Source organism: Sporosarcina aquimarina (genome assembly GCF_019748715.1).
Classification (GTDB): Bacteria; Bacillota; Bacilli; order Bacillales_A; family Planococcaceae; genus Sporosarcina; species Sporosarcina newyorkensis.
On the sequence record NZ_JACLBZ010000023.1, the window covers coordinates 63228 to 89578 of the forward strand.

Below are 26351 nucleotides of genomic sequence, written 5' to 3' on the forward strand. Positions count from 1 at the left end.
TCAGTCAACCCATTTTTTTTCACGCAAATAGCTGATTAATTGTTCGACGCATTCTTCGACGGTAAAACGATCCGTTTCAAGTATTAGTTCAGGGTTTACTGGTGCTTCGTAGGGAGAAGAAATACCGGTAAATTCCGGAATCACCCCAGCACGTGCTTTCTCATAAAGTCCTTTTGGATCGCGCTGTTCACACGCATCCAGTGGACAACTGATATAGACTTCCACAAATTCATCTTCTTTTACTAAACGTCGGACACTGTCCCGGTCTTCCTGAAAAGGGGAGATGAACGCCGTGAAGACGAGTTGACCGCTATCAATGAATAGTTTGGCGACTTCCCCGATTCTGCGGATGTTTTCCTTGCGCGCTTCATCCGAAAATCCGAGGTCTTTGTTTAAGCCATGACGTACATTGTCTCCATCCAAGACATACGTATTTGCTCCCAAATCATGCAACCGCCTCGCCGCTGCATTTGCTATCGTGGACTTCCCGGAGCCGGATAAACCTGTAAAGTAGAGAACCGCACTATGATGGCGATTTTTTGCCCGTTGTTCATCTTTTGTAACCAATTGTTCATGCCATACGATATTTTCCGTCATGTCGATATCTCCTCACTTTGCCAGTTCTTTTTGTTTCAAGCCTTTGATCAAAACATCCACTACTTCTTTGCGGCTGAATTCTGCGGGAGGGAGCACACCATTTTTCAGCATTTCACGCACTTTTGTTCCAGATAAAATCACATGGTGTTCACTCGAATGCGGGCATGTTTTCGCAGTCGCCATATTGCCGCAGGCTGTGCAATAGAAACTATGCTCAAAAAATAACAGCGTGATGCCGATTTCTTCGGCTGTGAAATTGGAGAAAATTTCCTGCGCTTCATATGTCCCATAATAATCACCGACACCAGCATGATCACGTCCGACAATGAAATGCGTGCAGCCGTAATTTTTCCTAACCAACGCATGGAAGATTGCTTCACGAGGTCCGGCATAGCGCATCGCAGCAGGGAAAACTGCTAATTTCACACGGTCTTCTGGATAATAATCGCGCAGTAACACTTGATAGCTTTCCATCCGGACATCTGCGGGAATATCATCTGATTTCGTTTCACCTACGAGCGGATTCAACAGCAATGCATCTACAATTTCAAGCGCTGTTTTCTGGATATACTCATGTGCGCGGTGAACCGGATTCCGTGTCTGGAAACCGACAATTTTCTTCCAGCTGTTTGCCTCAAATGCTTGCCGCGTTTCTGCCGGATCAAAATAAAATTCGACAAAGTTTCGCTGTTCAATTCGTTTGATCAGTTTGATGGGTCCCCCAAGATAGACGGATCCCCGTTCCAGCAGTTTGGCTACACCTGGATGTTTACGGTCTCTTGTTTTATATACTTTCTCGGCTTCCACTTCTTGGTCAGGTTCGAAAATATCTGTGATCGTAAGCGTCCCGTAAATGTCTCCTTCGTATTCAAGTAAAACGGTATCACCTACTGAATACAAAGAGCCATCTCCTACAGGCAATGTGATCGGCAAGCTCCAGACAGTGCCATCTGCTAATCTGATATCGTTTACGACAGAGTGATAGTCTTTAGAGGTCAAAAATCCTGTTAACGGACTGTAAGCCCCTGTCGCAATTAATTCCAGATCGCTAACTGCCGTTGCATCGATCGGAATTTTCTTGCGCAGTCCTTCAATCGAGAGAGAAGGCTCATATAAATTTACTAATCTGCCGCCATGCGGTTCTATATTTGTCATAATAAAAACACCTATCCTTTTATTTTATTAAACTTATCTAAATACTAGGTTTTATGGGTAAAAAAATTTAGGTTGTATGCAAGCCGCATTCCGTTTTGCCGCTTCCAGTCCAACGTCCTGACCTCAAGTCTTCTTCACTGTATGCAGGCTTCGTACAATTAGCGCAGCCGATACTCGGGTATCCTTGGTCATGAAGCACGTTATAGTCAAGCTGATGTTTATGGGCAAAGCGCCAAACATCTTTCCAAGTCCAATGAATGAGCGGACAAACCTTAATTTTTTTGAAGCGCTGATCCAAATTCAGGTATTCGGTTGCTTTGCGTGTTTCCGATTGTTCTCTGCGCAGCCCTGAAATCCATGCAGTGGAAGGTGCGATCGCTTTTTCCAAAGGTTTGATCTTCCGCAAGTCACAGCATTGATTCGGATTGGTTTGCCATAGGTCGGCACCGTGTTGCTCAGTTTGTTCTTCGATTGTAAGAGCGGGTTGCTGCAAATGAATCTGGAGCTCAGGATAACGTTTTTTCACTTTATCAATCGTTTCATACGTTTCTTTGAAGTGATAGTTGGTGTCCAGAAAGATAATCTTCGCGTCTGCTTTTACACGTGAAATTAATTCGAGCAATACAATTCCTTCAATGCCAAAACTACAAGCATATACAAGTTGTTCGCCATACTGATCATATGCCCACTGCAACACTTCAGAAGCCCCTTTTGACTCAGAGTCCATTGGAAATTCCGGCAATGTCAGATCTTCTTTCCATGATTCAAATGTGACCATTCCATCCTCTCGCTCTCCTGTTATATTTCCTATAGTTTAACAGATAATTTAAAATAGTCAATACCAATTAGAATAATAGGGTATAAAATTTGTTTCGTAGTTTTAGTGTATGCAGGTGTTGTCATTGAAGTCACTCCGGCGCTTGCAGATGGGCTCCTGCGATGAGCCAGTCAGGAAGGAGGTCAGCCTGTCTGTCTCATTGCTCTGACTAACGTTTGTGAGGCGTCTGCGTTTGGTGAGTGGAACTAGTTAGTTAATTTTACTTTGTCTAGGCTAATTCTGATAACTAAACAAGGTATTGGATTAGGCATAAGGAAAATAAATAAAGTGTCGTCATTGAACCCACTTCGGTGCTTGCGGATGGCTCCCGAGATGAGCCAGTCAGGAAATGCACCTGTCTCCTCACTCCGCCTACCGCTTGTAAGGCGCCTGCGTTTAGCAAGTAGAACCAATAGGTAACTTTTTCTTGTAAACCGACTTCAGTCTATGAATAGGATACCGGAGCATCAATATTTTAAACACTACGCCCCTTACTTTCACCAAACCAGCGAAGCCGCAACTGCGGGGTCGGCCGAAGCCAAGAGACAGCTAGCGCCCTTTGCTAGTTGGCTCTTGGCGGGAGGCAATCCCCCAGCGGCGAAGCGTTGTCAAAGCACAACACGTACTTTGTATTGGACCTATTGTCATTCGAGCGTCGGGACAAAATAAGTAAAGTCATTGAAACCACTTCGGCGCTAGCGGATGGCTCCCGCGATGAGCCAGTCAGGAAGTGCACCTGTCTGTCTCATCACTCCGCCTACCGCTTGTAAGGCGCCTGCGTTGAGTAAGTGAAAGCCCCGGATATATATTTTCGCTCATTGGCTTCTGACTACTGAACCAGGTGCCGGAGCTTTCTTAGTTTTAATTAGCTTCATCACACCAGCGAAGCGTTGTCAAAGCACAAAACGTACCCTGTCCGGGACACACTTAAAGGTCATGCGATGAAACAACAAATCAAGCATTTAAAGTTTTTTACTTTTCATGTCAAATTTCAATTGGTATACTAAAAGATAGAAGTAAACCATTTTAACTATAGGAAAGAGTGTGCACCGAATGGGCCGTAAATGGAATAATATCAAAGAAAAGAAAGCGTCTAAAGATGCGAACACAAGTAGAATCTATGCAAAGTTTGGCCGTGAAATTTATGTAGCGGCGAAATCTGGGGATCCCAATCCTGAATCTAACCAAGCGCTAAAGTTTGTATTGGAACGCGCCAAAACATATAGTGTCCCGAAAGCGATTATAGACCGTGCAATTGAAAAAGCGAAAGGCGGCGGCGATGAAAACTTTGACGAACTTCGCTACGAAGGCTTTGGGGTCAATGGCTCGATGGTTATCGTCGATGCGTTGACAAACAACGTTAACCGGACAGCTTCAGAAGTGCGGGCTGCCTTTGGTAAAAATGGCGGCAATATGGGTGTCAGCGGTTCAGTTGCGTACATGTTCGATCCGTCAGCTATAATCGGGGTCGAAGGAAAGACGGCAGACGATGTATTGGAATTATTACTTGAAGCAGATGTCGATGTTCGGGATATTGAAGTTCATGACGATCAAGTACTAGTTTATGCAGAACCTTCACAGTTCCACGAAGTACAGGAAGCCTTTAAACAAGCAGGCGTTACGGACTTCACCGTAGCGGAATTGACCATGCTTGCGCAAAATGAAATTTCATTGGATGAAGAAGCACAGGCACAGTTTGAGAAAATGATTGATGCACTGGACGATTTGGAAGATGTTCAGCAAGTTCATCACAATGTGGATTTAGCATAATTAAGAAGCTGTCCCCAAGTTGTAATTTATTCAGTTGTATCGTGCATAAAGGAAGTAATACAGTTTTAAATAGAAGTTATGACATGATTTAAATATTAAATAGCATCGTGCTTAGCGATGCTATTTTTATTTGTTTAAAGTCTTAGCTAATGAGTGGATTGACGGGAAATTTATATTTTAAAGTTTTTTTTCAATAGAACTGATATAATTTGTAAAGTGAATAAAGGAATTCAATATTCCGACAAAAGAGCCAGAGTGCAATAAAAATAAAATTAGGAGGTTCACTATGATTCTAGAAGCCGCAATGCTACAGGTAAGAGAAGGAATGGAATTGGAATTTGAAGCGTCTTTCCATAAAGCGTCACATATCATATCTTCAAGGAAAGGTTACATATCTCACGAATTGAATTGCTGTATTGAAGCGAAAGGAAAATATTTGCTGTTAGTAAACTGGGAGAGTTTGGAGGACCATACAATTGGTTTCCGACAATCATCGGAATACCAAGAGTGGAAAAGTCTTTTACATCATTTTTATAATCCTTTCCCAATAGTTGAACACTTTCAAAAGGTTGATCTTTCGTAATAGATGTTTTTAATTTTAACACCGCAAACGATACATTTTGTGGAACAGGCTAGATAGGGGACATACAAAATGATACATGGTTTATTTGTAATTTTAGTATAGATTATGCTGATTTTCACTCTTACAAATGCTTTTTGATGAAAGCTTCGATTTGCATTGATTTTGGAACCTTACCAAAATACGGCATACATGTTGGCTCGCAGTGTAAGGTAATCCTCTGGTGCCGAAGCGTTCCTAAACTGCTCATTAGGCATACTAACAAGAACAGATTGTTTATGATAAACCAGTTACTCGGAATGGATTTTTAGAAAAACAAAAGGGGAGTCAAAATGGAAGTAGTATATATTGCAGGTGGATGTTTATGGGGAGTACAGGCTTTTGTAAAAACTTTACCTGGAGTTATGTTTACAGAAGCAGGAAGAGTTAATGGAACAAGTCATACACTTGCGGATGATTACGATGGGTACGCCGAATGTGTAAAGACAGGATTTGATCCGACAATCGTAACGATCAGGGAATTAATGGGTTATTTATTCGAGATTATTGATCCATACAGTTTGAACAAACAAGGGCAGGATGTTGGCGAGAAGTATAGAACAGGGGTATATAGTGAAAAGCCTGAACACTTAAAGGAGGCGCAGGCATTCCTTAGTGAGAGAAACGATTATGACCTGATAGTTGTTGAAGTATTATCTTTTACAAATTATGTGAGAAGTGCAGAAGAACATCAAGACAGATTGGCTAGATATCCAAATGATTATTGTCATATTCCAGAAGAAATCTTACGTAAATATAAGTAAGTGGGATCAGGAAAAGATGACAAGCTAAAGTAAAGGACCGTAAACAACAGGTCCTTTTTATTTAACCAACAATCGCCAAGAATCAGATGGCTCGTCTACGCTCTGGACGTTTTCAGGCGAAAACACAAATGACCAAGGCGTCGCGGTGTATGGAGGAACGTCCAATGTAAGAACAAACTTATCCTGTGCAATTACCTCTTCTTGTTCATTCAGTACAGTGGCTGTTACTTCGCGAATGGAAAGCAGGCTCGAACGATTATTTTGTAAAAAGACCGTTGCGACGAAACCGCCGTCTCGTTTTCGTTTCATAAGAATAGGGCTCGCGGTAAACCCTTTGTGTACCGGTTTCTTTGTCTTGTATTGATGGATAAATGCTTGTTTTTGTTGATCGGATAATGTGTCCTCCCAAGTTTCCTCAAATACCACCTGCATAGTGCAGACCCCCTTTATTTCATAGTTATTCTCGAATATCGAGATTTTATTCCTATATTTACCGTACAGAGCTAAATTCTATTACTTTAGACGAAGTGAACTGAGACTAAGTTCCTTCTAGCAGTGTGGCGCTGAATGCTCTTTGTGAATGATGTATACTAGATACATATTGATTAACATAAATACTAAAGGAGAGAGGTTCATGATTCGAGTTTTATTTGTCTGTTTGGGGAATATTTGTCGTTCTCCCATGGCTGAAGGAGTTTTTCGTAAAATGGTGCACGATGAACAGCTGGCGGATCAAATTGAAGTAGATTCCGCAGGCACAAGTGATTGGCATATCGGAAAGCCGCCGCATAAAGGAACATTATCAAAGTTGAAGGAATACGAGGTATCTGCGGAAGGAATGGCAGGTCGTCAATTAACCATAGAAGATGCAGAGGCTTTTGATTATATTATCGGAATGGATACTGAGAATATAACGAACATTCGTGGTCGATTCGGAGACACAGATCATCAGCGCATCATTCGTTTTTTGGATTTAACAAGTCATCAAAAAGATGTACCGGATCCTTATTTTACAGGTGATTTCCAAGAAACCTATGACTTGGTACTTGAAGGCTGCCAAGCGTTATTGGACCTTATCAAGAAAGAGGAACTTTTAAAATGAATATACCGATTTTATATGAAGACAATCATTTATTAGTGGTTGAAAAGCCGGTCAATATCCCTGTGCAAGAAGACCGCAGCGGGGATGTAGACGTACTATCTACTCTCAAGAAAGACATTAAAAGGCGGTATCAGAAACCTGGAAATGTTTATCTAGGACTGGTGCATCGACTGGATCGTCCAGTTGGTGGGGTGATGGTATTTGCGAAGACATCAAAGGCGGCGTCTCGTTTATCCGATCAATTACGCAGAGGAACGATTGATCGGCAGTATTTGGCGGTCGTTCATGGAGTACCGAAGAAAAAACAGGCAACACTCCGTCATTTCCTCTTTAAAGATCGTCAAAAAAATCAAGTCTTCAGTGTTGATCGAAATTATCCTGAAGCGAAAGCCGCGAGCTTAGATTATTATTTGCTTGGGAAAGAGTCGAATAAAAGTATATTGAATGTCCGTCTTCATACTGGCCGTTCCCATCAGATCCGTGTCCAAATGGCGACAGAAGGTTTTCCATTGTTTGGAGATCAAAAGTATGGAAGTAGGGTTAACAAACCTGGTGAGCAAATTGCGTTATGGGCACATACGCTGGAATTTGCACATCCAACAACGAAAGAAACTCTGCGTTTTGTCTCGAAACCTCCTAACCTTTATCCGTGGGAACTTTGGAATGACCGAGACCAAGTTTACCAAACTTATGGTTAGTTGTTACAGCAGTTTCTTGACTTACGAATTCAGGGCATCTACACTTAAGTGGAAAAACGTCTGCTGGAGGAATTTATGAGCAAGCATCCCTTTATTCCGATTATTGTCGGAACGAATATTAACGCCTATAATATGGCGATTTCATTTCATGAAGAATATCAGATCAAATCGGTCATTGTCGGAAGAGAATCATTGCCTTTCACAAGTTATAGTACGATTACCGATATCCAAGAACTGCATCCAGGCTTGCATGATCCAAAAATATTCGTCCAATTTTTGCGTGAAGTGGCAAAGAAGTACCGTACAGCTGACCAAAAGCTTGTGCTAGTCGGTACGGATGATTTATATGTGCGTCTGATCATTGAACAGCGAGAAGCATTACAAGAGGATTTCTTGTTTAATTACATCGACGAAGAGATTATGAACGCGGTGTATATTAAGAAAAACTTCTATGAGTTATGTGCGGAACATGGTATCGATACGCCTTCTACGTATTTCCATTCGTGTCGATCGGATGAACCGTTTACGGAGCGGGTGTTGTTTCCGGTCATTATCAAGCCGAGTGACGGAGTGCAATATTACCGCCATCCGTTTGAAGGACTTCAGAAAATTTATAAGGTCGATACATATGAGGAAATCAACCGCATTATCCAGATGGTGAAAGCAAGTGGCTATACGGAAGACTTGATCATCCAAGATTTCATTCCCGGAGATGATACGTATATGTGGGACGCGGTCTATTATGCTGATCAACATGGTAAACCGCAGCTGATCACGTTTGCTCAAGTCGTGTTGCAAGAGCGTGCGATGACAGCGATTGGAAACTATACGGCATTGATCACACGTTATCATGAAGAAATGATGACGAAGCTGGCAAAATTCCTGGAAGCGGTCGGCTATGTAGGATATGGGAACTTTGACTTGAAGTATGATGAACGCGATGGCAAGTTTAAAGTATTTGAAGTGAATATTCGTCAAGGACGTTCAAGCTATTATATTACACAATGCGGACAGAACATGGCGAAGTATTTGGTGGATGATTTAGTTTATGGTATCGAAAAGCCATTGACTTATTTGGACGAACATTTCTTGTTTACTGTTGTGCCAAAAGCGGTTTTGAACAAGTTTGTTGATGATCCTTCTATACAAAAGGAAATCAGTTCATTGATCAGAGCAGGGAAGTATGGGAACCCGTTGTTTTATAAAAAAGATCGACATATGAAGCGGAAGTTGTATTTGTTGATGAGACAGATTAATTATTATAAGAAATATAAGAATTCAAAAGATTAAATAAGAAAAATCTGCCCTAGAAGTCGATTCCACCTGACTTCTAGGGCTTTTTGTATGAGAAAACTGGCCTGATCAGCGGGGGAGAGAAAAGTGCAGTATCTGGCTGGTTTGGTTCGGTCCAAGAGTGCTTTGGCGCGTACCTCTGCATTTCTTGCCAATCATGAAAAAAAAGCTGTTACTGAAAGCGTTTGGACTTTCAGAACAGCCATGTTTTATTTCATTAGCTAAATCTATCAACAAGATCATGCATTTTCTCGGCTTCGGTGTGTAGATCGAGTGAGGCGTGCATGATAGTGTTGATGGCGGCTTTCTGTTCGTCGATTGATGCGTTGACTTCTTCTGTTGCAGCTGCGGATTCGGCGGCAACGGAAGCGATTTGGTTAATGGCCTGTACAACGCTTTGTCGATTTTCATCCATATTGTTCATATCATTTTCCATTGTTCGGAGCAAATTCGTAATATTATTAATGGAATCCGATAATTGTTCAAACGCACTTTTGGTTTCTTGAATCGTGTCTGTTTGATTACTCGATAGATCGAGTGTGTATTTCATTTGATTTTCAGCAGATGTTGTGTCTTTTCGGATGTGCACTAACAAATCACGCACTCTTGTGGTCGCTTCATTTGTGTCTTCCGATAATTGACGGACTTCATTTGCGACAACAGCGAACCCTTTACCGTGTTCACCTGCACGTGCAGCCTCAATACTGGCGTTCAGTGCGAGTAAATTCGTTTGCTCAGAGATGGAAGAAATCGTCTGGACAATCGTCTGGATTTCGTTCATTCTCGACATCAGTTGTGAGAAGTTACCTTGCAGATCATGGATAACTACATTGAAGGTTTGAGAATTTTCTTCTAAGTTTACTGCCTTTTCCATTCCGGAATTTTGCAAACTGTTAATGTTGTGCATCTCTTTGACGACGTGTTCGTATTGTTCAGTCGCATTGGAAATAAGTGCAGATAAATGATCGACTTTCGTAATGGCGACTTCCGCTTCTTCCGCTTGCATCACTGCTCCTGAAGAGACTTCATTAATCGCGCTGTGGATCTCATCTGCAGATGCTGTCGTTTCCTCGGTGATAGCACTGAGCGTTTCGGAAGATTCCTTCATGCGCTCTGAGGATAATCTAGTGTGACCGACCATTTCGTTTAAACTGTTTTTCATTTCATTCACATTTTCAGCCAGATGACCTAACTCGTCACGAGAACGGATAGGAATATCCAAACCTGTCAGCTTACCTTCTGCTATTTCAGCGGTGATTAAGCGGATATTCTTAATGTATGATGTCAGGCGACCTGAGAAGATAGAGAACAAAGCAATACCGACGATGACAGAAATAACGACAGAGATTAATGTGTACCAAAGAACATTTTTCGCGCCTGCGTTAAAGTCCACTATATAAGTACCAGCCGCCACAATCCACCCCCAGTGAGGATCCTGTAGGCTATATGTGATTTTCGGTGCTTCAACATTCAAGTTGGTAGGTAACGGCCAATCGTATTGTACATACCCACCTCCGCTTTTTGCTTCAGCAATGACTTCGCGAATGAAGTACCGGCCGTCTTTCGTTTTAGATTCATACAGACTTTCACCTTCCTTTTGCGGATGGACAAGCAAAGTACCTTCTTCATCTACTACGTAAAAGTAGAAGTTCTCGCCGTATTTTGCTGGATTATCTAAAGAGCGCGTTCCGCCTTCATCCAAGGGGGCTCCCATAATTTTTATTTTTGCTCGGTCCTGTGCTTCTTGCAAAGTGAGCGCTCCATTTTCTACCTGTACATTCAACTCGTCAATTAAATCAAGTACAGCATATGTACCGTTTTGGAGCCCCATTTCACCGACTTTTTCTAATTCCGACTTTGCAACAAAGTAGTTGACGATTCCGACTACAATTAATGGAATCAAAATAACTAAAGCTGCAAGCGCTATCAATTTGTTGCGTACTGAGCCTTTCATTGTGTATATCCCCCTTTTTTACAAAAAACATGAAACTTTTCTCCCTTATTCATAGTATAGGCTATTTTGGATAACAAAGGAATAGCATATAACATTTGACATGTGAATTTTCAACGAATTCGGCTTGAGTTTCAATTCGCAATTCATTCGTCGCCCCGTTTCTTGACTTGAAAAATGCAGTAAGCTACACTTAATAGAGCTGTGGCTGTACCATTCTTTCAAAAATCTACACTTTTTTGGATAGGCTTGAAACTTGAATTGTACGGAGCTGCAGTAACGTAAGGAGTGTTCCGGAAGTGCCGATTTTGGATAAAAACAAAGCAGAAGATGTTAGAAGATATGAAACGTTTGTAAGAAATTCACCTTTTAGATCAATTACCCAGGATCCCAATTGGGCGAATGTCAAAGATGATTGGGGAAATGAGCAAGTATATGTTGAACGTGATGGTGAGATTGTAGCAGCGATGTCACTGCTGATCAAAAAAGTGCCAGGCGGATATTCATTGTTATATGCTCCGAGAGGTCCGATTTGTGATCTGCATGACAAGCAATTAGTAGAAGAGTTATTGAAAGAAGCCGATGTGATTGCTAAGAAATACAAAGCATTTGCACTGAAAATGGATCCTGAACAACTCTTTACAGAACAATTGGATCAGATCTATCGCAATGCTGGTTACATAGTGCGCAACGAAGGGGCAGGGAAAGAGGATTTGATTCAGCCCCGATATAATATGATTGTAAAATTGACAGACGAAGATCCAGATTCTTTGATGTTGAAATTCCGGGGGCGTACAAGAAGTAAAATACGTAGTTCAGCACGCAACGGGGTGGAGGTTACTTACTCCCGAAGTGATGATTATCTAAAGAAGTTTTTTGAGATTTACGAAGAAATGTCTGTTCGAAATCAAATTTCAATCCGTTCATATGAATACTTTCTGAAAATGCGTGAAGCCTTCGATGACTTGCGGATTTACTTGGCTAAGCATGAAGACGACTATTTGGCTGGCGCTGTGACCATAAACTATAACGGCAAGCTATACTATCTGTATGCAGGTAGTTCCAATACAAAACGTAACCTAAATCCCAGTTATCTCATGAATTATGAAATGATGAAGTGGGGGCTCGAAATCGGAGCCGAACAGTATGACCTCGGAGGAGTATTTGTTCTCGATAGCGAACAGGACGGATTATATAATTTCAAAAACAGTTTTTGCCAAAAAGATGGAGTAACCGAATTTATTGGAGAAATTGATAAAGTATATAAACCATTCATCTACAACATGTTTGTAAAAGTGGTGCCTAAAATCCAAAAGATGAAAAAGAAGCTTCAAAAAAAATAACCGGTTGAACCCCTCAACTAAAGAAAAGAGTGAACCGAATGACTTTTTTAGATAAGCTGAATGAATCTTTGCGCACGAAATGGAAATTTAAGCAGCCCATGCCGATCCAGACGCTCATGATTCCCGAAATGTTGGCTGGTAAAGATATCGTGGCAGAGTCGCCGACAGGAACAGGTAAGACATTGGCATATGTCTTACCTTTGATCCAAATGGTTAATGGAGATTTGCCAAAGACACAAGCACTAATTATAACGCCTTCGCAGGAATTGTCGATGCAAATTGTTAATGTGATCCGTGATTTAGTAGAGGGAACTTCTGTAACAGTTACCCAGCTAATTGGCGGCGCAAATATGCAGCGTCAAATAGAAAAACTGAAAAAGAAACCAACGATTGTAGTAGGGACACCTGGAAGATTGAATGAACTCGTAAAAGAAAGAAAGTTGAAGATGTACGATGTTCATTATGTAGTTATCGATGAAGGCGATCAGTTACTTTCGCGCGAATACAGAGTGATGGTGAAGAGCTTGATTGAAGCAGCAAATCCTGAACATCAGCTTGCAGTCGTCTCCGCTACAATCACTGAGGAGATCGAACTTGTTGCCAAACGGATGATGAAAGATCCGATCCGCTTACAAGTCAATGCAGATGAAATCCCGGAGAGCGGACATGTTGTTCATTCCTACATCAAAGTAGATGATCGCAAGAAGACAGATGTTCTGCGCGGAATTTCTGCGTTATCTGGAGTCCGTGCCTTGACCTTCATGAACAATGTGGATCAGTTACGGATGAAAGAGTTAAAGTTGTTGTATAATGATGCACCAATCGCTGTTTTGTATTCTGATATGAAGAAGTTCGACCGACAGAAAACGCTTGAGGACTTCAGGGAAGGCAAGATTCGTGTACTCATCGCAACAGACTTAGCAGCTCGTGGCTTGGATATCGAAGGATTGACACATGTAATCCATGTCGATGTGCCTCATACTGTGGAGCAATATTTGCACCGTTCAGGACGTACAGGACGCGCAGGGGCAGATGGTGAAGTACTGACATTGCTCTCTTATGCAGAAGAGCGGGATTATCGTAAGGTTACAAAAGGAATCAAGACTGTACAGAAAGTTTGGTACAGCGGAAATCTAGTCGAAGGTAACGCCAAAACGGTTGAAGAAATGAAAAAAGCTGCGCCGAAGACTAAGAAATCGAAACCTAAACAAAAAAAGAACTAATCAAACTGAGCATCGCGGTATTTCGCGCATGCTCTTTTTTATGAAAAAAGAGCATTGCAGTTTCACAATGCTCTCGAATATCAATCAAGCTTAGTCAGGATAATTGGCTCATCTTTCGTGACAATAATCGTATGTTCAATTTGGGCGACCAATGATTTATCCGGCGTAGCAAACGTCCAGCCATCATCCAGCTCAATCACATGCTCCGCCTTCTGCGAAATGAACGGCTCTACAGCGAGTACCATACCATCTTTCAGCAGTTCTTTATCCCACGGATCATAATAATTCAGGATATGTTGGGGTTCTTCATGAAGAGAAGTCCCGATTCCGTGTCCTGTAAGATTTTTAATAACATGTAAGCCATGATCCTTTGCTTCTCGCTCCACTGCTTTTCCGATCTGGTTCAGACTTGATCCTGCCTTCACTTTCAACAAAGCTCGTTCTAAAGAAGACTTTGCTACATCACATAGCTTTTGTTTAGCGTCATCGGGTGTACCGACTACAAAAGAAATGCCAGTATCCGCAAAATAGCCATCACGCGATCCGGAAACGTCTACATTGACCAGGTCACCGTCTTTAATGACATAGCTGCCCGGAATGCCGTGGGCAACTTCATGATTAACGCTGATGCAAGTATATCCGGGAAAGTCGTATTGATCGATAGGTGCAGAGACTGCTCCTTTTTCCGCAAATAATTTACCTGCTATTTCATCCAATTCTTTTGTCGTCATACCAGGCACAGTTGCTTCTTTCACTGCTTCACGAATCTCCGCCACGATCCGTCCAATCGCGCGCAACCCATTCAATTGTTCTTCGTTTTTTACAATCATGTTCACAAGTCCTTTCTTCCGTACAAATTATACAATCCATACTATATCATACTCTACTCATGAATTTTTAGTGATTTGCCCACAAAATCACTTGTCTATTTCAGTACTTTTATTCCTTGGAAAACATTCCAAATGAGCACGACAAGAAACAATAGGCTATATAAGACGATGAACATCAATGGAGCGAACCCCCAGAATAGAACATTGCCATCTAGCATTGCACCAGATTGAGTGTTGAATGAAAGGACGGAAAACGACAGTAAGACAAAGGCGGCAATCAATAAAGACATGGGAATGATATGAGAAATGAATGACTTTTTCGCGTGATTGCGAACATCAACTTCATCTGTCACAAAATATATAATAGCAGGCAGCAAAAGAGGCGCAAAAAAGATGCTGAAGTAACATAGGGAAGAGAGTAATTTTGTATTTGACATATGCGGTAACCTCCAATACTTTCCTCTATAGCATGATAGTTCATACTATAACCTATACCCAATTTTGCCAAATCATCACACAAAAAAACACAGCTGTTTGAGTTTGCAGCTGTGTCACAAATTTTGCGCTTTGGAAAATCGTTTCCCCATGATCAAGATGAATGCCATTACAGCCGAGAGAAATAAGGCTGCTGTAGAAACAAATAATTCATCTGTGCCATTCTTGATGGCAATCCCGATAAAAGACCAAATGACGATGAGATTAAACATATAATCACGATAATGATACATGAAGTGCAATGCAATTGCCGTAGCAAGACTTAAAAAGAACACAGTCCATAAAGGGTCACTCAAGCCAAAGCCGGACCAATCATGGAATTTGAAAGCATAGTAGGTATTGGCGATTACGGCGATGAAAATCCATCCTGTATAGGCGGAGATAGGTAACCGTTCGCGGTTTATACCATCCGTTTTCGGATAACTGAAATAGAAAACCAATAAGCAAATCAATAAACCAATTACACTGATAATTGCCCAATAATAATAGCTATAATGCCACAACAACAACCATGCTATATTTAAAAAGCAGCTGACACTAAAGCAGATAGTCCGTAGATTGGCAACCGACGAAGTCTGCCCAGCTGATGTTTTAGTAAATAAATATAACCAACTTACCATTAATAAATCCAGTACAATCCAGATGGAAAAAACATATTCTGCCGGCATGAACAGAACAGGTACTCGATTGGCGATTTCCCATGTTGTAAGCCCGTTCAGCGGAATCAAGTTTGCGGCGATATGAGTTCCAATCATGATGAGCAACGAAAGTGCCATCAAAGTTATTCTTAGCATGATAAAATCCTCCTGAAGAATAGTATACAGAGAATTTGTGATGATTGAAGCAGAAAGTATGAATTTTCCTTTACAAATGCGAAATGATGGCGTTCTATTGTCTTGTAGGGAAGAAAAATACTATAATAGTTAATAATGAATTCAGGTATACAGCATTGATTCTCCATTTCATTCATAACCTGAAGAGAATATACGGTTGAAACAGAATTCGTAGAAAAAGGATGAGGGGAATATGATATTACTGGAAGGAGAGCAGTGTTATTTACGGATACTGACGGAAGACGACGCCTATCAGTTCACCCAGCTGCTCATTGCGAATAAAGAGTATTGGACAGAATTCGAACCGCGGCACGACAATACGTACTACACCGTAGCCATGCAGCGAGACAAAATTCGTGAATCTCTTTATCAAATGCGGGACCGAAGAGAATATAATTTCGGAATTTTTGATTCCAAATCAAGCATGATTATCGGGCAGATTTCTTTGTACAGCATTAAGCGCTTGCCGTTTTCAAGTGGGTTTGTTGGCTATTCGATCGATCAAAGGGAGACGGGCCGGGGAATCGGTACGGAAGCAGTCCGCCTAATCAATGACTTTGCTTTTGAAAAAGTGAATTTGCATAGGGTCGAAGCTTATGTATCTCCACGCAATACAGGCTCCGTGAAAGTATTAGAGAAGGCAGGTTATCAACGCGAAGGCTTGCTGCGTCAACTTTTATTTATAAACGGAGTGTGGGAAGATCACTATATGTACACGATCTTGGAAAGTGATTATTGAAAGGGCAAGACCGCATGGCGGAAATGGATATCAAAAGTAAGGAACCGGCTCTTCGAGTAGAAGGGAGCCGGTTCTTTCGGTATGAGGGTGGAAGAATTGGAGAGTGGCACCGTTGATTTACGTTCCAGGCGGACGCTTTCCGCGGGGCGTGCGGTGAGCCTCCTCGTCGCTACGCTCCTGTGGGGTCTCACCTGTCGCGCTAATCCCGCTGGAGTCGCCGCCTTCCACTCCGATCAACTAGCGTATTTTCCTAGCGTTAGTGAGTTGACCCACCAATCATAAAGAGATAAATGCTCGATTTAACTTCTCTGAAGGATGGGGAATTTTTTGGCTAAGTATACAAATACACGTACTCCATACAGTGATTTCACAATATGCTACGGCTCACTATCTAGGGATTTGCGTGGAAGACGGGGCGACTCCGGGAGGATCAGCGTGAGTCTTGAGACCCTGGACTGAGCGCAGCGAAGGAAGCGGCTCAAGCCACGCCCTCCGGAAAGCGTCCCCGTCTGGAGTGCAAATCCCCGGATCGCAAGCCTATATTCGTTTTCTTCGCTTCTCTCTCTAACTTTTTGCTCTGTTTGTAACCTAAAAGAACCGGCCTCTTCTATAAAAGAAGAAGCCGGTTCTTTAGGTGTTGGTGAAATAGAGGAGGGTTAGGCTTTCTCCACTACATCGTAGCCGTTTTCAATAACATCGAGCTTGCCATTTGCAGGGTCGATAACGAGACCGTGTACATTGACGTCTTCCGGAATCAATGGATGATTTTTGATGGCATCCACACTCTTTTTCACGCTCTCCGTCACATCGCTGAATCCATGGAGCCAAGCTTCCATATCAATACCAGAGTACTCCAGTGTTTTGAAGATGGCGGGATCAATTCCACGTTCGATCATACTATCCACGACATGTGAAGTATCGATTGAACTCATGCCGCAATCATGATGGCCGATTACATATACTTCATCCGCCTGCAATTCATAAACTGCGACTAAAATGCTTCGCATAAGACCGCCGAATGGATGAGTGATGATAGCGCCGGCACTTTTAATAATTTTGGCATCGCCGTTTTTTAGATTCATGGCTTTTGGTAGCAGCTCAATTAATCTAGTGTCCATGCAAGTTAAGATGACGATCCGCTTATTTGGAAACTTCGTGGTAGCGAACTCTTCATATTTCTTCTCTTCTACGAATGCCTGATTGTAACTCATAATTTCGGATAATGATGTCATTTAATAACCCTCCTGGACTGTTTGATAAAAAAGAAAAGAGTTGCCGAGTAGGGCAACTCTAGTCGACATGTAAAGTCTGGACCCGAACGAATCGGGATATGAACGAATTAGTTTTTTGTTTCAGGTTTTGGATCAATAATCACTGAGTCAGATGAATCCATTGCGCCAGCCAAAAAGTGCATTGTAAACAATGACGCTAATCCAAGAACAACCATGTAACCGATAACTGTAGTATACATTAAGCCCATCTGTAAGCCCCTCTTTCCATATATGATCTGTTCTCTTACCTATTATACACGATTTTAGACAAGATTTTAAGGGCTTGGATGAAAATTTGAAGAAAATGTGACGAATTTTAGAAAGCCCAGTTTCCTTTTCGGAATATGGGTTCTACCGTCCCGTCCGGCAAAATACCATCAATATCCATGTTTTCAGAACCAATCATAAAGTCCACATGCGTCAAACTTTGATTCAAACCGTTTGCTTGCAATTGTTCGGAAGACATTTCTTTTCCTCCATCTAAACAGAAAGCATATGCACTTCCGATGGCCAAATGGTTTGAAGCATTTTCATCAAATAATGTATTGTAAAATAAAATATTTGAATTGGAAATAGGCGAGTCATGTGGAACTAATGCCACTTCACCTAGAAACTTTGCTCCTTCATCGGTATTGATTAACTGTTTAAGGATTTCTTCTCCTTGTTCAGCAGAAACATCCGTAATTGCACCATCCTTAAACGTGATTTTAAAACGGTCAATTATTGTACCTGCATAGCTAAGTGGCTTCGTGCTGGACACATAGCCATTTACACCCTCTTTCAAAGGAGCGGTGAACACCTCTTCCGTAGGCATATTAGCCATGAATTCATGGCCGTGTTGATTGATACTTCCTGCCCCGCACCATAAATGTTTGGCCGGCAATTCTATTGTTAAATCTGTATCGGGGCCTGTATAATGTAGTTTGTGATAATGTTTTCCATTCAAGTAATCTACTTTTTCATGTAAGTTTTCATCGTGTCGTTGCCAAGCTTCAACAGGATTCGGTTGATCTGCCCGCACCGCGCGCAAAATAGCATCCCACAAAGCGGGGACTTGATCCTCAGCTGAGTGATCAGGAAAAACTTTAGCGGCCCATGCAGGAGCAGCTGCCGCGATCACTGTCCAACTGAATTTATCTGCTTGCATCGCTTGTCGAAATTTACTGAGTGCAGTGCTGGAAGCTTTTTGATTGTCACGAATGCGATTCGGCTCAATGCCATTCAATAAATCTGGATCTTGCGAAACGATGGACATGAAAGCTGCGCCTTTGTCAGCAAGCTCTTCACGCTCCACCCTTTTCCAAGAAGGAAAGTCAGAAAACGAATCTGCTGGTGCTTTTTCGTAACGCAGACGAGTGACTACGTCATCCACCCAGTCAACGAATACTTGCCTAGCTCCTGCTTCATAAGCTTTTTCAACAATCAACCTGACGAATTGAGTAATCTCAGTGGAAGCACTAATAAATAGATATTGATCCTTCTGAATATTTACACCTACTTTAACTGCTAATTCAGCGTAATTGGAAAATTGGTTTTGAAAATGATCCATCATGACATCTCCTTTTAACATAGTATGTCAATAGTATCAAGGGCCGATCGCCTTTCGCAATTATAAAGCAATAGACGGTTCGAGAAACGCCACAAAATCATCACGAATTGTCGTTCATTTACCCTAAAGAACATCGATAATTGACCGAAATAATAAGAAGAATGCAGTATTTGGAGGCTTTTAATATGGATTTATCCACGGTATTAGGATTAGTAATAGGTTTAGTCGCACTGCTTGTCGGGATGACGCTCAAAGGGGTAACACCTGATGCGCTGTTCAACATGGCGGCCATCCTGATTATCATCGGAGGAACTGTTGCAGCGGTCGTGATCGCCTTTCCTATGAGCGAGTTAAAAAGAGTACCTAAACTTTTCAAGATCATTTTCACTCAGCAAAAGCTTGCCTCTGATGCGGAGTTAATTCGTTTATTTTCTTCTTGGGCAGACGTAGCAAGACGTGAGGGTCTATTGGCACTAGAAGCGAAAACGGATGAAATTGACGACCCATTTTTGAAAAATGGACTTGGCTTGGCCATTGATGGACAAAACGCCGATTATATTCGAGATGTTTTGAGCGAAGAAGTGGAGGCTATGCAAGATCGTCACTCTGTTGGTGCGCTCATCTTTTCACAGGCAGGGACATATGCGCCGACACTCGGTGTTCTAGGAGCGGTTGTTGGACTGATTGCCGCATTAGGCGATATGAACAATATTGAAGCGTTGGGCTATGCGATTTCTGCAGCGTTTATCGCTACTTTATTGGGGATATTCACTGGGTATGTACTATGGCATCCATTCTCTAATAAGTTAGTACGGAAGTCGAAAGAAGAAGTCCGGCAGAAAACGATGGTCATTGAAGGAATCCTTTCTGTATTAGAAGGGGAAGCGCCGCGAGTAATTGAGCAAAAACTTGCATCTTATTTATCAGTAGAAGATCGAAAGAAGCTAGCTTCAGACAGCAATGATGGCAAGGGGGCTGGTCAGGTTGTCGAAGAAACGTAAGAAAAAAAAGCGTGAAATGGAACATATGAGTGAATCCTGGCTGCTACCCTACTCAGACTTATTGACTTTATTACTGGCGTTGTTCATCGTACTTTTCGCCAGTAGTTCTATGGATGAAGGACGTTTTCAGCAGATGTCCGCAGTTTTCAGTGAAATATTCGAAAGTGGCAGCGGCATCATGAGTGAGTCGGCTCCAACGAACGTTCCGGTTCCAGATGATTCGGTCGGAGAACAGAATGAGAATTCATCATATCTGGAAGATCAGCAGTCGCTTGGTGAGATGCAGGATGATTTAGATGAATATATTGCTGTGAATGAATTGGAGAGTCAATTTGATACCGAACTGACGAATGAAGGCTTGCTTCTGACAATTCGCGATAGTGTATTGTTCAATTCTGGCGAAGCAACAATCAATCCTGAGTATATGGGATTGGCAAATGATATTTCACAGTTGCTCACATTGGATCGTCCCCGACAAGTGATCATCACAGGACATACTGATGATATTCCGATCAACAATGCACAGTATTCATCTAACTGGGAACTGAGTGTTATGCGTGCAGTCAAATTTTTGAAAATTATCGTGGAAAGCAATGAAGTGGACCCGAATCTTTTCAGTGCAAAAGGGTATGGGGAATATAAACCAATTGTGCCGAACGATACGGCAGAAAATCGCAGTAAAAACCGAAGAGTCGAAGTGCTTATTCAACCACTTGTACTAGAAGATGGGACAAACGTTACGCCTCAATAAATAAAAAAGACTCCAATTGGAGTCTTTTTTATTTGCGCATAGAACCAAGTTCCGCTGCAATTGCCTGCATTTCATTTGGCGTAATATTTTCTCGCTTCATGACCATCTCGTACATATAGTGTAAGTCTTCATATTGCTCCGTACTGAAACTATCTGCTTTCATGGCATCGACATTAACCATACGCAGTTTTTCTTTAATTTTTTCAATCATATACGCAATATTCTCTGGTGTTTGAGTAGATAAGTCCATAGTGAAACCGCCTTTCTCTCCTTGTAATCTATGATTTCCATCATTTCACGAAAGCGATATACTGTCAACTGAACATTGAGTAATTACTTGCGCAGTTCTTCTCGTTCTTCGTCTATTTTCTTTTTAAACCGTCTTGTTTCCATCACAACAATTCCAGACAAACCGAGAAGCCCGATCAAGTTCGGAATCGCCATCAAACCGTTCAATACATCTGCTAAAACCCATACTACATCAAGCGATGCTGTTGCGCCAACATAGATAAAGCCAACAAAAATTACTCGATAGAAGAGGACGGCTTTGCGATTCGGCACGAGATATTGGAAACACTTCTCCCCATAATAACTCCATCCTAAAATGGTTGAAGTGGCGAAGAACACTAGCCCGATCGATACTAAGATGGGTCCGATTCCTCCTAAAAAGGAACCAAAAGCTTCAGCTGTTAAAGCCCCCGCGTCGATGGAACTGTCTTGCCATTTATTACTCATGACGATCGTAACACCTGTAATCGAACAAATAACCAATGTATCGAATAAAACCTGTGTCATGGACACGAGTGCTTGACGTCCAGGATAGTCGGTACGTGCTGCCGCTGCCGCAATTGGGGCAGAACCGAGCCCGGCTTCATTAGAGAAAAGACCTCTCGCGACACCAAAACGGATGACCGCTCCAATTGCACCACCTGCGACTGCTTGCCCGGTAAACGCATCCGAGAATATCAAACCGAATGCTGCAGGTACTGCTTCAATATTCAAAACCATAACGATCGTTCCGGCAATGAAATAGAATAAAGCCATAATAGGCACGAAAAATGCAGTTACCCGACCAATCGACTTGATGCCCCCCAGAATGACGAGTGCACCAAATGCAACCAAAGCGGCCCCTGTAATATAATGTGGCACATCGAACGTATTTTTCATTACATCTGCCACTGCTTTTGACTGTGTTCCATTTCCGATACCAAAAGCGGCCAATGCACCAAAGAGTGCGAACAGGACACCGAGCCACTTCTGCTTCAATCCGTGTTCCAAATAATACATCGGTCCGCCGGCCATTAAGCCATTGGAATCCTTCACACGATATTTTACTGCGAGAATGGCTTCACTATATTTCGTCGCCATCCCGAAAAAACCAGCCAGCCACATCCAGAAAATAGCTCCTGGTCCTCCTGCAACGACCGCAGAAGCGACTCCGACGATGTTTCCGACTCCAACTGTGGCCGCCATTGCTGTCATTAATGCTTGGAACTGTGAGATATCCCCGTCTGCTTTCTTATCATGCTTTCTTGAAAATACTTGTTTCAATGAATAAGGTAATAATCGCAATTGTATAAAGGTCAAACGTATCGTCAAATATATTCCGGTACCGATCAATAATATAAGCAACGGGGGTCCCCAAATTAGATCTGATGCGCTTGTTAAAAATTTTGTAACTTTTTCCATTTCATCCCCTCCATCCGTTTCTATAGATTTTTATGATTTTCAAAGTGTTGCACATCAACTCCCTTTAGGGAATTCTATTAGTTCTATGTTATTGTTAATAATCCGAAAAATAGAACGGTTCGTCAAGCTTTTTTTCAATAAAGTGCCACAATCATTGTTTGGTAATCGGCTATATGGGTATAATGAATTGAAAGGTTAACGTGATAGGAGGCGAAATTCATGGGTTCTAACAAATTAGGTAAGTTTATTTTAGGTGGCGCATTGCTTGGGGCGGTTGTAAGCATGTTGGATCGTTCAACAAGACAAATGACGGTCACTTCCTTAAGGACTTCATACGAAAAAGCACTGTACTACAAAGAAAATCCAGATGTAGTGAAAAACCAACTTCAAGAAAAGAAAGATCAAGTGCAAACTCTTTATGAACAGGTGAAAGGTGATGTTGATTATATCAAGTCACAAGTGGATGAAATTAAAACACTGACACCTCAAGTGAAAGAAATGTTCACAGATACGAAGGAAGCATTCACTGATTCCAAATCTGAGTATGAGCAAATCATTCAAGATGAATCAACTGCGGCATCTGCCTCTTCTGCTCAGGAAGACACAAGCTTACCGCCGATGGTGCAAAAAAAAAACGCAGTACCAGTAGAGAATCACTAAATATCGAATCACTTAACGAAAGGGGGTCACATGAAATGAAAAGTCATGAAAGTGCCCCTTCTTCGAATTCTGAGGGTACGTCTAAGACCGAAAAAGTAAAAGGTTTTATTAAGGATATAAAAGACGGGGATGAAGATGACTTTAATCCAGCTACGACGAGCGGGTTTTTCAAGCAGCTCATTATTCGTATAAAAGAATTGGATATATCAGCTGCCGGTTCGCAATTAGCTTTCTTTTTTCTGTTGTCATTATTCCCACTACTAATCTTTCTTTTTACGTTATTGCCTTACTTGCATTTAGATCAAAGCCAGATCTTCATGTTTATACGTGAATATGCTCCAGAAAGTGTCTCAACCTTGATTGAGTCCACGTTGTCAGAAGTGCTGGAAAATCGTAATGGCGGCTTATTATCAATTGGTATCCTTGCAACGATTTGGTCGGCCTCTAAAGGTATGGGGGCTATAACGAAGGGGTTAAATCGGGCATATGATGTAGAAGACGACCGAAACTTTTTTATTTCTAGAGGTTTGTCGATTGTGTTTACGATCATGTTGATTGGTACCGTCATAGTCGCTCTAGTATTGCCGGTTTTCGGTCAACCGATCGGGAAGCTTCTGTTCTCATTCATGGGATTGGAAGATTCATTTTTATCCATGTGGACGAAGATCCGTTTCCTTATTCCGCCATTCCTTATCTTCGCTGTTTTTTCATTGTTATATTGGCTCATTCCAGCTATCAAATTGTCCTATAAAAGTATCGTTCCAGGTGCTTTTTTTGCGACCGTGGGCTGGATTGTTACATCATTAGGTTTCTCTTTCTATATTAGTAACTTTGGAAATTATGCGAATACTTATGGCAGTATTGGTGGAATTATCGTGCTCATCATGTGGCTCTATCTATCAGCTATCATTCTGATGATTGGCGGGTTGATAAATGCAGTGATGACAGAGCGCTATGAACGTAAACGTCAAATGGCATCGTAAAAAAGCAGGGCTGGCCGAGAAGTCATTGTCATCTGACGTCTCGGGCGGCTTTTTTTAGTTATGAGAACAGGCTGTCACTTAAGGACGATTCCATCCCCAGTGACAGCCTGTTTTAATTTGTCATTCTATTTTGTTCAACATGCGCAAACCGTTAAGGATGACGAGGATGGTGCTTCCTTCATGCCCGATCACACCAAGAGGGAGATCGACTACTTGCATGAAGTTGGATATGATCAGAATGGCAATGACAGCGATGGAGAAGAAAACGTTTTGCTTAACGATCCGTTGCATTTTTCTTGAGAGTTTGATTGCATAGGAAAGGCGATTCAAATCGTTTTGCATTAGCACTACGTCCGCGGTCTCTAAAGCGACATCTGTGCCTTCGCCCATTGCAATACCGGATGTGGCAGTAGCGAGTGCAGGAGCATCATTGATACCGTCGCCAACCATTCCAACCGTTTCATAATTCTTCAGCAATTTCTTCAGATGAACGACTTTCTCTTCAGGCAAACATTCAGCAACGTATGAATCCACTCCGACTTCTTCAGCGATCGCATGCGCCGTTTTTTCGTTGTCTCCCGTAAGCATCACGGTACGGATTCCAAGGGCTTTCAGTTCTTTGATGGAAGTCACAGCCTCTTTTCTCAACGTATCCTTCAGTGCAGCCAATGCTACAATACCGTGTTCATCTCTCATGAAAATAACAGTTTTTCCTTCATTGGCGAGTGTTTCGGCAATTCCATCCTCAAATGATTCCACTAAATCTATACCGACAAATCTTGGATTGCCGATTCGGATCATACCATTATCTGTTTCAGCTTTAATTCCGTAACCAGGCACGTCTTCAATATAGAGATTCCGTTCAGGTATGACCTCTTGCTCGTTGGCATACTGAATGATTGCCTTGGCTAACGGGTGGTTGGACAATGATTCAACACCTGCAAATAAAGCGAGCGCTTCTTTTGGGTTGGTATCTTTTCGGACGATAAAATCCATTACAACAGGCTTGCCAGTGGTCAATGTACCGGTTTTATCAAAAGCAAAAGCATTCAAAGAGCTTAAGTGCTCTAAGTGAACCCCGCCTTTAAATAAAACGCCTCTTTTAGCACCATTTGAGACCGCAGCCAAGGTTGCAGGCATAATGGCTGCCATCAACGCACAGGGGGAAGCGACAACCAATAGTACGATGGCGCGGTAAAAGGTAGTCGTCCAATCCCAATTGAGTAAAAAATGCGGAAGAAACATCATAATCACGACTGCCGCCAAGACAATTTTTACATAAGTACCCTCGAATCGTTCAATAAATTGTTGAGAAGGGGATTTCTCACTTTGTGCGTTCTGAACCATAGCAATAATTTTTTGGAATAAAGTCTCAGAGCTAGGCTTTGTCATGGTCATTCGAATTGCCCCGCTAATATTCACTGTTCCCGCAAACAATTCATCATTTTCTTGCTTCGTCACAGGAATGGACTCTCCATTGATTGCAGACATATCAACGGAAGTAATGCCGCTGAGTACTTGACCATCCACTGGAATGCGTTCGCCTGGCTTGACGAGCAGGACTGCGCCGAGGGATAAAGATGCAGTAGGTACTTTTTGTTCACTGCCATCCTCTGTGATGAGCCACGCTTCCTCAGGTTGCATTTCCATTAGAGAAGAGATTTCCTTATGGCTTTTATTTAAAGTATACGTTTCAAGTGCACCACTGATTGCAAAAATGAAAATCAGTATGGCGCCTTCCGCCCAGTAGCCGATAATGCCAGAGCCGATTGCTGCGAAAACCATCAGCATCTCGACATTCAGCTCTTTATTTTTTATCGTTTCTTCAATACCTTCCTTGGCTTTTGCATATCCTCCAATCAAAAATGCCAGGATATACAGCGTGATAGAGAAAGCCTCTGTGCCATTTTTACTCAAGAGCCATGCTGCCAAGATAAAAAGTCCGGATAATATGGCAGCGATCAATTCAAATCTCGCGGTCCAATCTACTTTTTCATCGAATTGTTCTTTTGCTGATGTTGTCATTTGAATACCTCCTAATTGATAATGAATTTCAATTTCAAATGTCTAATTAAAGCAGTAAAGTCGACTCTACCGGAGTAGAATCGACTTTTAAATCACAAACTAGAATGATTCTGAAATTATAATAGTTATTAACTATAGTATAGCACCTGCTCTGAAAAAATGTTACTAAAATGATCAATCTTTTTGTAAACAC

At 41.9% G+C, this 26351-nt stretch carries 27 protein-coding genes; 13 read left to right on the plus strand and 14 right to left on the minus strand.

Annotated elements, in window-relative coordinates; genetic code table 11:
- The 3 genes from cysC to H7J92_RS11705 all read right to left on the minus strand — a co-directional run bounded on the left by cysC (position 1) and on the right by H7J92_RS11705 (position 2530).
- Positions 1-597: an adenylyl-sulfate kinase gene (gene cysC, locus H7J92_RS11695; protein WP_221837077.1), complete on the minus strand. Its 597-nt coding sequence runs from the start codon at positions 595-597 to the stop codon at positions 1-3.
- 12 nt (positions 598-609) lie between these two features.
- Complete coding sequence (gene sat / locus H7J92_RS11700) at positions 610-1752, minus strand: sulfate adenylyltransferase (protein ID WP_221837078.1); 1143 nt, start codon at positions 1750-1752, stop codon at positions 610-612.
- Between the two features lie 67 nt (positions 1753-1819).
- A complete protein-coding gene (locus H7J92_RS11705; RefSeq protein WP_078818400.1) occupies positions 1820-2530 on the minus strand; it encodes a phosphoadenylyl-sulfate reductase in 711 nt (236 codons plus the stop codon).
- Between the two features lie 1092 nt (positions 2531-3622).
- Between H7J92_RS11705 and H7J92_RS11710 the strand changes: the two genes are divergently transcribed.
- The 3 genes from H7J92_RS11710 to H7J92_RS11720 all read left to right on the plus strand — a co-directional run bounded on the left by H7J92_RS11710 (position 3623) and on the right by H7J92_RS11720 (position 5722).
- Complete coding sequence (locus tag H7J92_RS11710) at positions 3623-4339, plus strand: YebC/PmpR family DNA-binding transcriptional regulator (RefSeq protein ID WP_009498490.1); 717 nt, start codon at positions 3623-3625, stop codon at positions 4337-4339.
- 286 nt (positions 4340-4625) lie between these two features.
- Positions 4626-4922 carry an antibiotic biosynthesis monooxygenase family protein gene (locus H7J92_RS11715; RefSeq protein ID WP_009498489.1) on the plus strand — a complete coding sequence of 99 codons (297 nt, stop codon included), beginning with the start codon at positions 4626-4628 and terminating at the stop codon, positions 4920-4922.
- Between the two features lie 329 nt (positions 4923-5251).
- Positions 5252-5722 carry a peptide-methionine (S)-S-oxide reductase gene (locus tag H7J92_RS11720; RefSeq protein WP_221837080.1) on the plus strand — a complete coding sequence of 157 codons (471 nt, stop codon included), beginning with the start codon at positions 5252-5254 and terminating at the stop codon, positions 5720-5722.
- A gap of 57 nt (positions 5723-5779) precedes the next feature.
- Here the strand turns inward: H7J92_RS11720 and H7J92_RS11725 are convergent, their stop codons facing one another.
- Positions 5780-6154: an SLAP domain-containing protein gene (locus tag H7J92_RS11725; protein ID WP_009498487.1), complete on the minus strand. Its 375-nt coding sequence runs from the start codon at positions 6152-6154 to the stop codon at positions 5780-5782.
- Positions 6155-6356: 202 nt separating this feature from the next.
- Here H7J92_RS11725 and H7J92_RS11730 point away from each other — a divergent pair, with 202 nt between their 5' ends.
- From H7J92_RS11730 to H7J92_RS11740, 3 genes are all read left to right on the plus strand, one after another.
- Complete coding sequence (locus H7J92_RS11730; protein ID WP_009498486.1) at positions 6357-6824, plus strand: low molecular weight protein-tyrosine-phosphatase; 468 nt, start codon at positions 6357-6359, stop codon at positions 6822-6824.
- Positions 6821-7522 carry an RluA family pseudouridine synthase gene (locus H7J92_RS11735; protein WP_009498485.1) on the plus strand — a complete coding sequence of 234 codons (702 nt, stop codon included), beginning with the start codon at positions 6821-6823 and terminating at the stop codon, positions 7520-7522. The genes H7J92_RS11730 and H7J92_RS11735 overlap by 4 nt, the downstream gene beginning before the upstream one ends.
- A gap of 75 nt (positions 7523-7597) precedes the next feature.
- On the plus strand, positions 7598-8812 hold the full coding sequence (locus tag H7J92_RS11740; RefSeq protein ID WP_040759812.1) for a carboxylate--amine ligase: 1215 nt from the start codon (positions 7598-7600) through the stop codon (positions 8810-8812).
- A gap of 220 nt (positions 8813-9032) precedes the next feature.
- Here H7J92_RS11740 and H7J92_RS11745 read toward each other — a convergent pair whose 3' ends face one another.
- Positions 9033-10769: a methyl-accepting chemotaxis protein gene (locus H7J92_RS11745; RefSeq protein WP_078818396.1), complete on the minus strand. Its 1737-nt coding sequence runs from the start codon at positions 10767-10769 to the stop codon at positions 9033-9035.
- A 296-nt stretch (positions 10770-11065) separates the two neighbouring features.
- Here H7J92_RS11745 and H7J92_RS11750 point away from each other — a divergent pair, with 296 nt between their 5' ends.
- Both H7J92_RS11750 and H7J92_RS11755 read left to right on the plus strand, forming a co-directional pair.
- Positions 11066-12109, plus strand: coding sequence for a lipid II:glycine glycyltransferase FemX (locus H7J92_RS11750; protein ID WP_009498482.1), 1044 nt, complete (start codon positions 11066-11068; stop codon positions 12107-12109).
- Between the two features lie 38 nt (positions 12110-12147).
- Positions 12148-13332, plus strand: coding sequence for a DEAD/DEAH box helicase (locus tag H7J92_RS11755; protein ID WP_009498481.1), 1185 nt, complete (start codon positions 12148-12150; stop codon positions 13330-13332).
- Between the two features lie 80 nt (positions 13333-13412).
- Here the strand turns inward: H7J92_RS11755 and map are convergent, their stop codons facing one another.
- The 3 genes from map to H7J92_RS11770 all read right to left on the minus strand — a co-directional run bounded on the left by map (position 13413) and on the right by H7J92_RS11770 (position 15451).
- Complete coding sequence (map, locus tag H7J92_RS11760) at positions 13413-14162, minus strand: type I methionyl aminopeptidase (protein WP_009498480.1); 750 nt, start codon at positions 14160-14162, stop codon at positions 13413-13415.
- A gap of 95 nt (positions 14163-14257) precedes the next feature.
- Positions 14258-14599, minus strand: a complete 342-nt coding sequence (locus H7J92_RS11765; RefSeq protein ID WP_009498479.1) for a magnetosome magnetite crystal formation protein family — start codon at positions 14597-14599, stop codon at positions 14258-14260.
- Between the two features lie 114 nt (positions 14600-14713).
- Positions 14714-15451, minus strand: coding sequence for a tryptophan-rich sensory protein (locus H7J92_RS11770; RefSeq protein ID WP_221837082.1), 738 nt, complete (start codon positions 15449-15451; stop codon positions 14714-14716).
- Positions 15452-15683: 232 nt separating this feature from the next.
- Between H7J92_RS11770 and H7J92_RS11775 the strand changes: the two genes are divergently transcribed.
- Positions 15684-16229: a GNAT family N-acetyltransferase gene (locus tag H7J92_RS11775; protein ID WP_009498477.1), complete on the plus strand. Its 546-nt coding sequence runs from the start codon at positions 15684-15686 to the stop codon at positions 16227-16229.
- Between the two features lie 656 nt (positions 16230-16885).
- Here the strand turns inward: H7J92_RS11775 and H7J92_RS11780 are convergent.
- From H7J92_RS11780 to H7J92_RS11790, 3 genes are all read right to left on the minus strand, one after another.
- A complete protein-coding gene (locus H7J92_RS11780; RefSeq protein ID WP_009498475.1) occupies positions 16886-17461 on the minus strand; it encodes a beta-class carbonic anhydrase in 576 nt (191 codons plus the stop codon).
- A 107-nt stretch (positions 17462-17568) separates the two neighbouring features.
- Positions 17569-17709, minus strand: a complete 141-nt coding sequence (locus tag H7J92_RS11785) for a hypothetical protein (RefSeq protein WP_009498474.1) — start codon at positions 17707-17709, stop codon at positions 17569-17571.
- 107 nt (positions 17710-17816) lie between these two features.
- Positions 17817-19049, minus strand: coding sequence for an aminopeptidase (locus H7J92_RS11790; protein ID WP_221837084.1), 1233 nt, complete (start codon positions 19047-19049; stop codon positions 17817-17819).
- A 185-nt stretch (positions 19050-19234) separates the two neighbouring features.
- Between H7J92_RS11790 and motA the strand changes: the two genes are divergently transcribed.
- Both motA and motB read left to right on the plus strand, forming a co-directional pair.
- On the plus strand, positions 19235-20050 hold the full coding sequence (gene motA / locus H7J92_RS11795) for a flagellar motor stator protein MotA (protein ID WP_040759806.1): 816 nt from the start codon (positions 19235-19237) through the stop codon (positions 20048-20050).
- On the plus strand, positions 20034-20801 hold the full coding sequence (gene motB, locus H7J92_RS11800; RefSeq protein WP_009498471.1) for a flagellar motor protein MotB: 768 nt from the start codon (positions 20034-20036) through the stop codon (positions 20799-20801). The genes motA and motB overlap by 17 nt, the downstream gene beginning before the upstream one ends.
- Before the next feature lie 28 nt (positions 20802-20829).
- On the opposite strand, the gene H7J92_RS11805 is transcribed toward motB, so the two are convergent.
- Together H7J92_RS11805 and H7J92_RS11810 are read right to left on the minus strand one after the other, a co-directional pair.
- Positions 20830-21051: a DUF1128 domain-containing protein gene (locus H7J92_RS11805; protein WP_009498470.1), complete on the minus strand. Its 222-nt coding sequence runs from the start codon at positions 21049-21051 to the stop codon at positions 20830-20832.
- Positions 21052-21134: 83 nt separating this feature from the next.
- Entirely contained in the window at positions 21135-22490 is a 1356-nt protein-coding gene (locus H7J92_RS11810) for an alanine/glycine:cation symporter family protein (protein ID WP_078818393.1), read from the minus strand.
- 219 nt (positions 22491-22709) lie between these two features.
- Here H7J92_RS11810 and H7J92_RS11815 point away from each other — a divergent pair, with 219 nt between their 5' ends.
- Entirely contained in the window at positions 22710-23150 is a 441-nt protein-coding gene (locus H7J92_RS11815; RefSeq protein ID WP_078818392.1) for a YtxH domain-containing protein, read from the plus strand.
- A 35-nt stretch (positions 23151-23185) separates the two neighbouring features.
- Positions 23186-24133: a YihY/virulence factor BrkB family protein gene (locus H7J92_RS11820; protein ID WP_078818391.1), complete on the plus strand. Its 948-nt coding sequence runs from the start codon at positions 23186-23188 to the stop codon at positions 24131-24133.
- A gap of 120 nt (positions 24134-24253) precedes the next feature.
- Here H7J92_RS11820 and H7J92_RS11825 read toward each other — a convergent pair whose 3' ends face one another.
- A complete protein-coding gene (locus H7J92_RS11825; RefSeq protein WP_221837086.1) occupies positions 24254-26158 on the minus strand; it encodes a heavy metal translocating P-type ATPase in 1905 nt (634 codons plus the stop codon).
- Between the last annotated feature and the right edge of the window lie 193 nt (positions 26159-26351).

What these genes read in the sequence shown, in the direction of transcription:
- cysC (WP_221837077.1), bottom strand. Translation starts at nt 597, where the DNA reads ATGACGGAAAATATCGTATGGCATGAACAATTGGTTACAAAAGATGAA.
- sat (WP_221837078.1), bottom strand. Translation starts at nt 1,752, where the DNA reads ATGACAAATATAGAACCGCATGGCGGCAGATTAGTAAATTTATATGAG.
- H7J92_RS11705 (WP_078818400.1), bottom strand. Translation starts at nt 2,530, where the DNA reads ATGGTCACATTTGAATCATGGAAAGAAGATCTGACATTGCCGGAATTT.
- H7J92_RS11710 (WP_009498490.1), top strand. Translation starts at nt 3,623, where the DNA reads ATGGGCCGTAAATGGAATAATATCAAAGAAAAGAAAGCGTCTAAAGAT.
- H7J92_RS11715 (WP_009498489.1), top strand. Translation starts at nt 4,626, where the DNA reads ATGATTCTAGAAGCCGCAATGCTACAGGTAAGAGAAGGAATGGAATTG.
- H7J92_RS11720 (WP_221837080.1), top strand. Translation starts at nt 5,252, where the DNA reads ATGGAAGTAGTATATATTGCAGGTGGATGTTTATGGGGAGTACAGGCT.
- H7J92_RS11725 (WP_009498487.1), bottom strand. Translation starts at nt 6,154, where the DNA reads ATGCAGGTGGTATTTGAGGAAACTTGGGAGGACACATTATCCGATCAA.
- H7J92_RS11730 (WP_009498486.1), top strand. Translation starts at nt 6,357, where the DNA reads ATGATTCGAGTTTTATTTGTCTGTTTGGGGAATATTTGTCGTTCTCCC.
- H7J92_RS11735 (WP_009498485.1), top strand. Translation starts at nt 6,821, where the DNA reads ATGAATATACCGATTTTATATGAAGACAATCATTTATTAGTGGTTGAA.
- H7J92_RS11740 (WP_040759812.1), top strand. Translation starts at nt 7,598, where the DNA reads ATGAGCAAGCATCCCTTTATTCCGATTATTGTCGGAACGAATATTAAC.
- H7J92_RS11745 (WP_078818396.1), bottom strand. Translation starts at nt 10,769, where the DNA reads ATGAAAGGCTCAGTACGCAACAAATTGATAGCGCTTGCAGCTTTAGTT.
- H7J92_RS11755 (WP_009498481.1), top strand. Translation starts at nt 12,148, where the DNA reads ATGACTTTTTTAGATAAGCTGAATGAATCTTTGCGCACGAAATGGAAA.
- map (WP_009498480.1), bottom strand. Translation starts at nt 14,162, where the DNA reads ATGATTGTAAAAAACGAAGAACAATTGAATGGGTTGCGCGCGATTGGA.
- H7J92_RS11765 (WP_009498479.1), bottom strand. Translation starts at nt 14,599, where the DNA reads ATGTCAAATACAAAATTACTCTCTTCCCTATGTTACTTCAGCATCTTT.
- H7J92_RS11770 (WP_221837082.1), bottom strand. Translation starts at nt 15,451, where the DNA reads ATGCTAAGAATAACTTTGATGGCACTTTCGTTGCTCATCATGATTGGA.
- H7J92_RS11775 (WP_009498477.1), top strand. Translation starts at nt 15,684, where the DNA reads ATGATATTACTGGAAGGAGAGCAGTGTTATTTACGGATACTGACGGAA.
- H7J92_RS11780 (WP_009498475.1), bottom strand. Translation starts at nt 17,461, where the DNA reads ATGACATCATTATCCGAAATTATGAGTTACAATCAGGCATTCGTAGAA.
- H7J92_RS11785 (WP_009498474.1), bottom strand. Translation starts at nt 17,709, where the DNA reads ATGGGCTTAATGTATACTACAGTTATCGGTTACATGGTTGTTCTTGGA.
- H7J92_RS11790 (WP_221837084.1), bottom strand. Translation starts at nt 19,049, where the DNA reads ATGGATCATTTTCAAAACCAATTTTCCAATTACGCTGAATTAGCAGTT.
- motA (WP_040759806.1), top strand. Translation starts at nt 19,235, where the DNA reads ATGGATTTATCCACGGTATTAGGATTAGTAATAGGTTTAGTCGCACTG.
- H7J92_RS11805 (WP_009498470.1), bottom strand. Translation starts at nt 21,051, where the DNA reads ATGGACTTATCTACTCAAACACCAGAGAATATTGCGTATATGATTGAA.
- H7J92_RS11810 (WP_078818393.1), bottom strand. Translation starts at nt 22,490, where the DNA reads ATGGAAAAAGTTACAAAATTTTTAACAAGCGCATCAGATCTAATTTGG.
- H7J92_RS11815 (WP_078818392.1), top strand. Translation starts at nt 22,710, where the DNA reads ATGGGTTCTAACAAATTAGGTAAGTTTATTTTAGGTGGCGCATTGCTT.
- H7J92_RS11820 (WP_078818391.1), top strand. Translation starts at nt 23,186, where the DNA reads ATGAAAAGTCATGAAAGTGCCCCTTCTTCGAATTCTGAGGGTACGTCT.
- H7J92_RS11825 (WP_221837086.1), bottom strand. Translation starts at nt 26,158, where the DNA reads ATGACAACATCAGCAAAAGAACAATTCGATGAAAAAGTAGATTGGACC.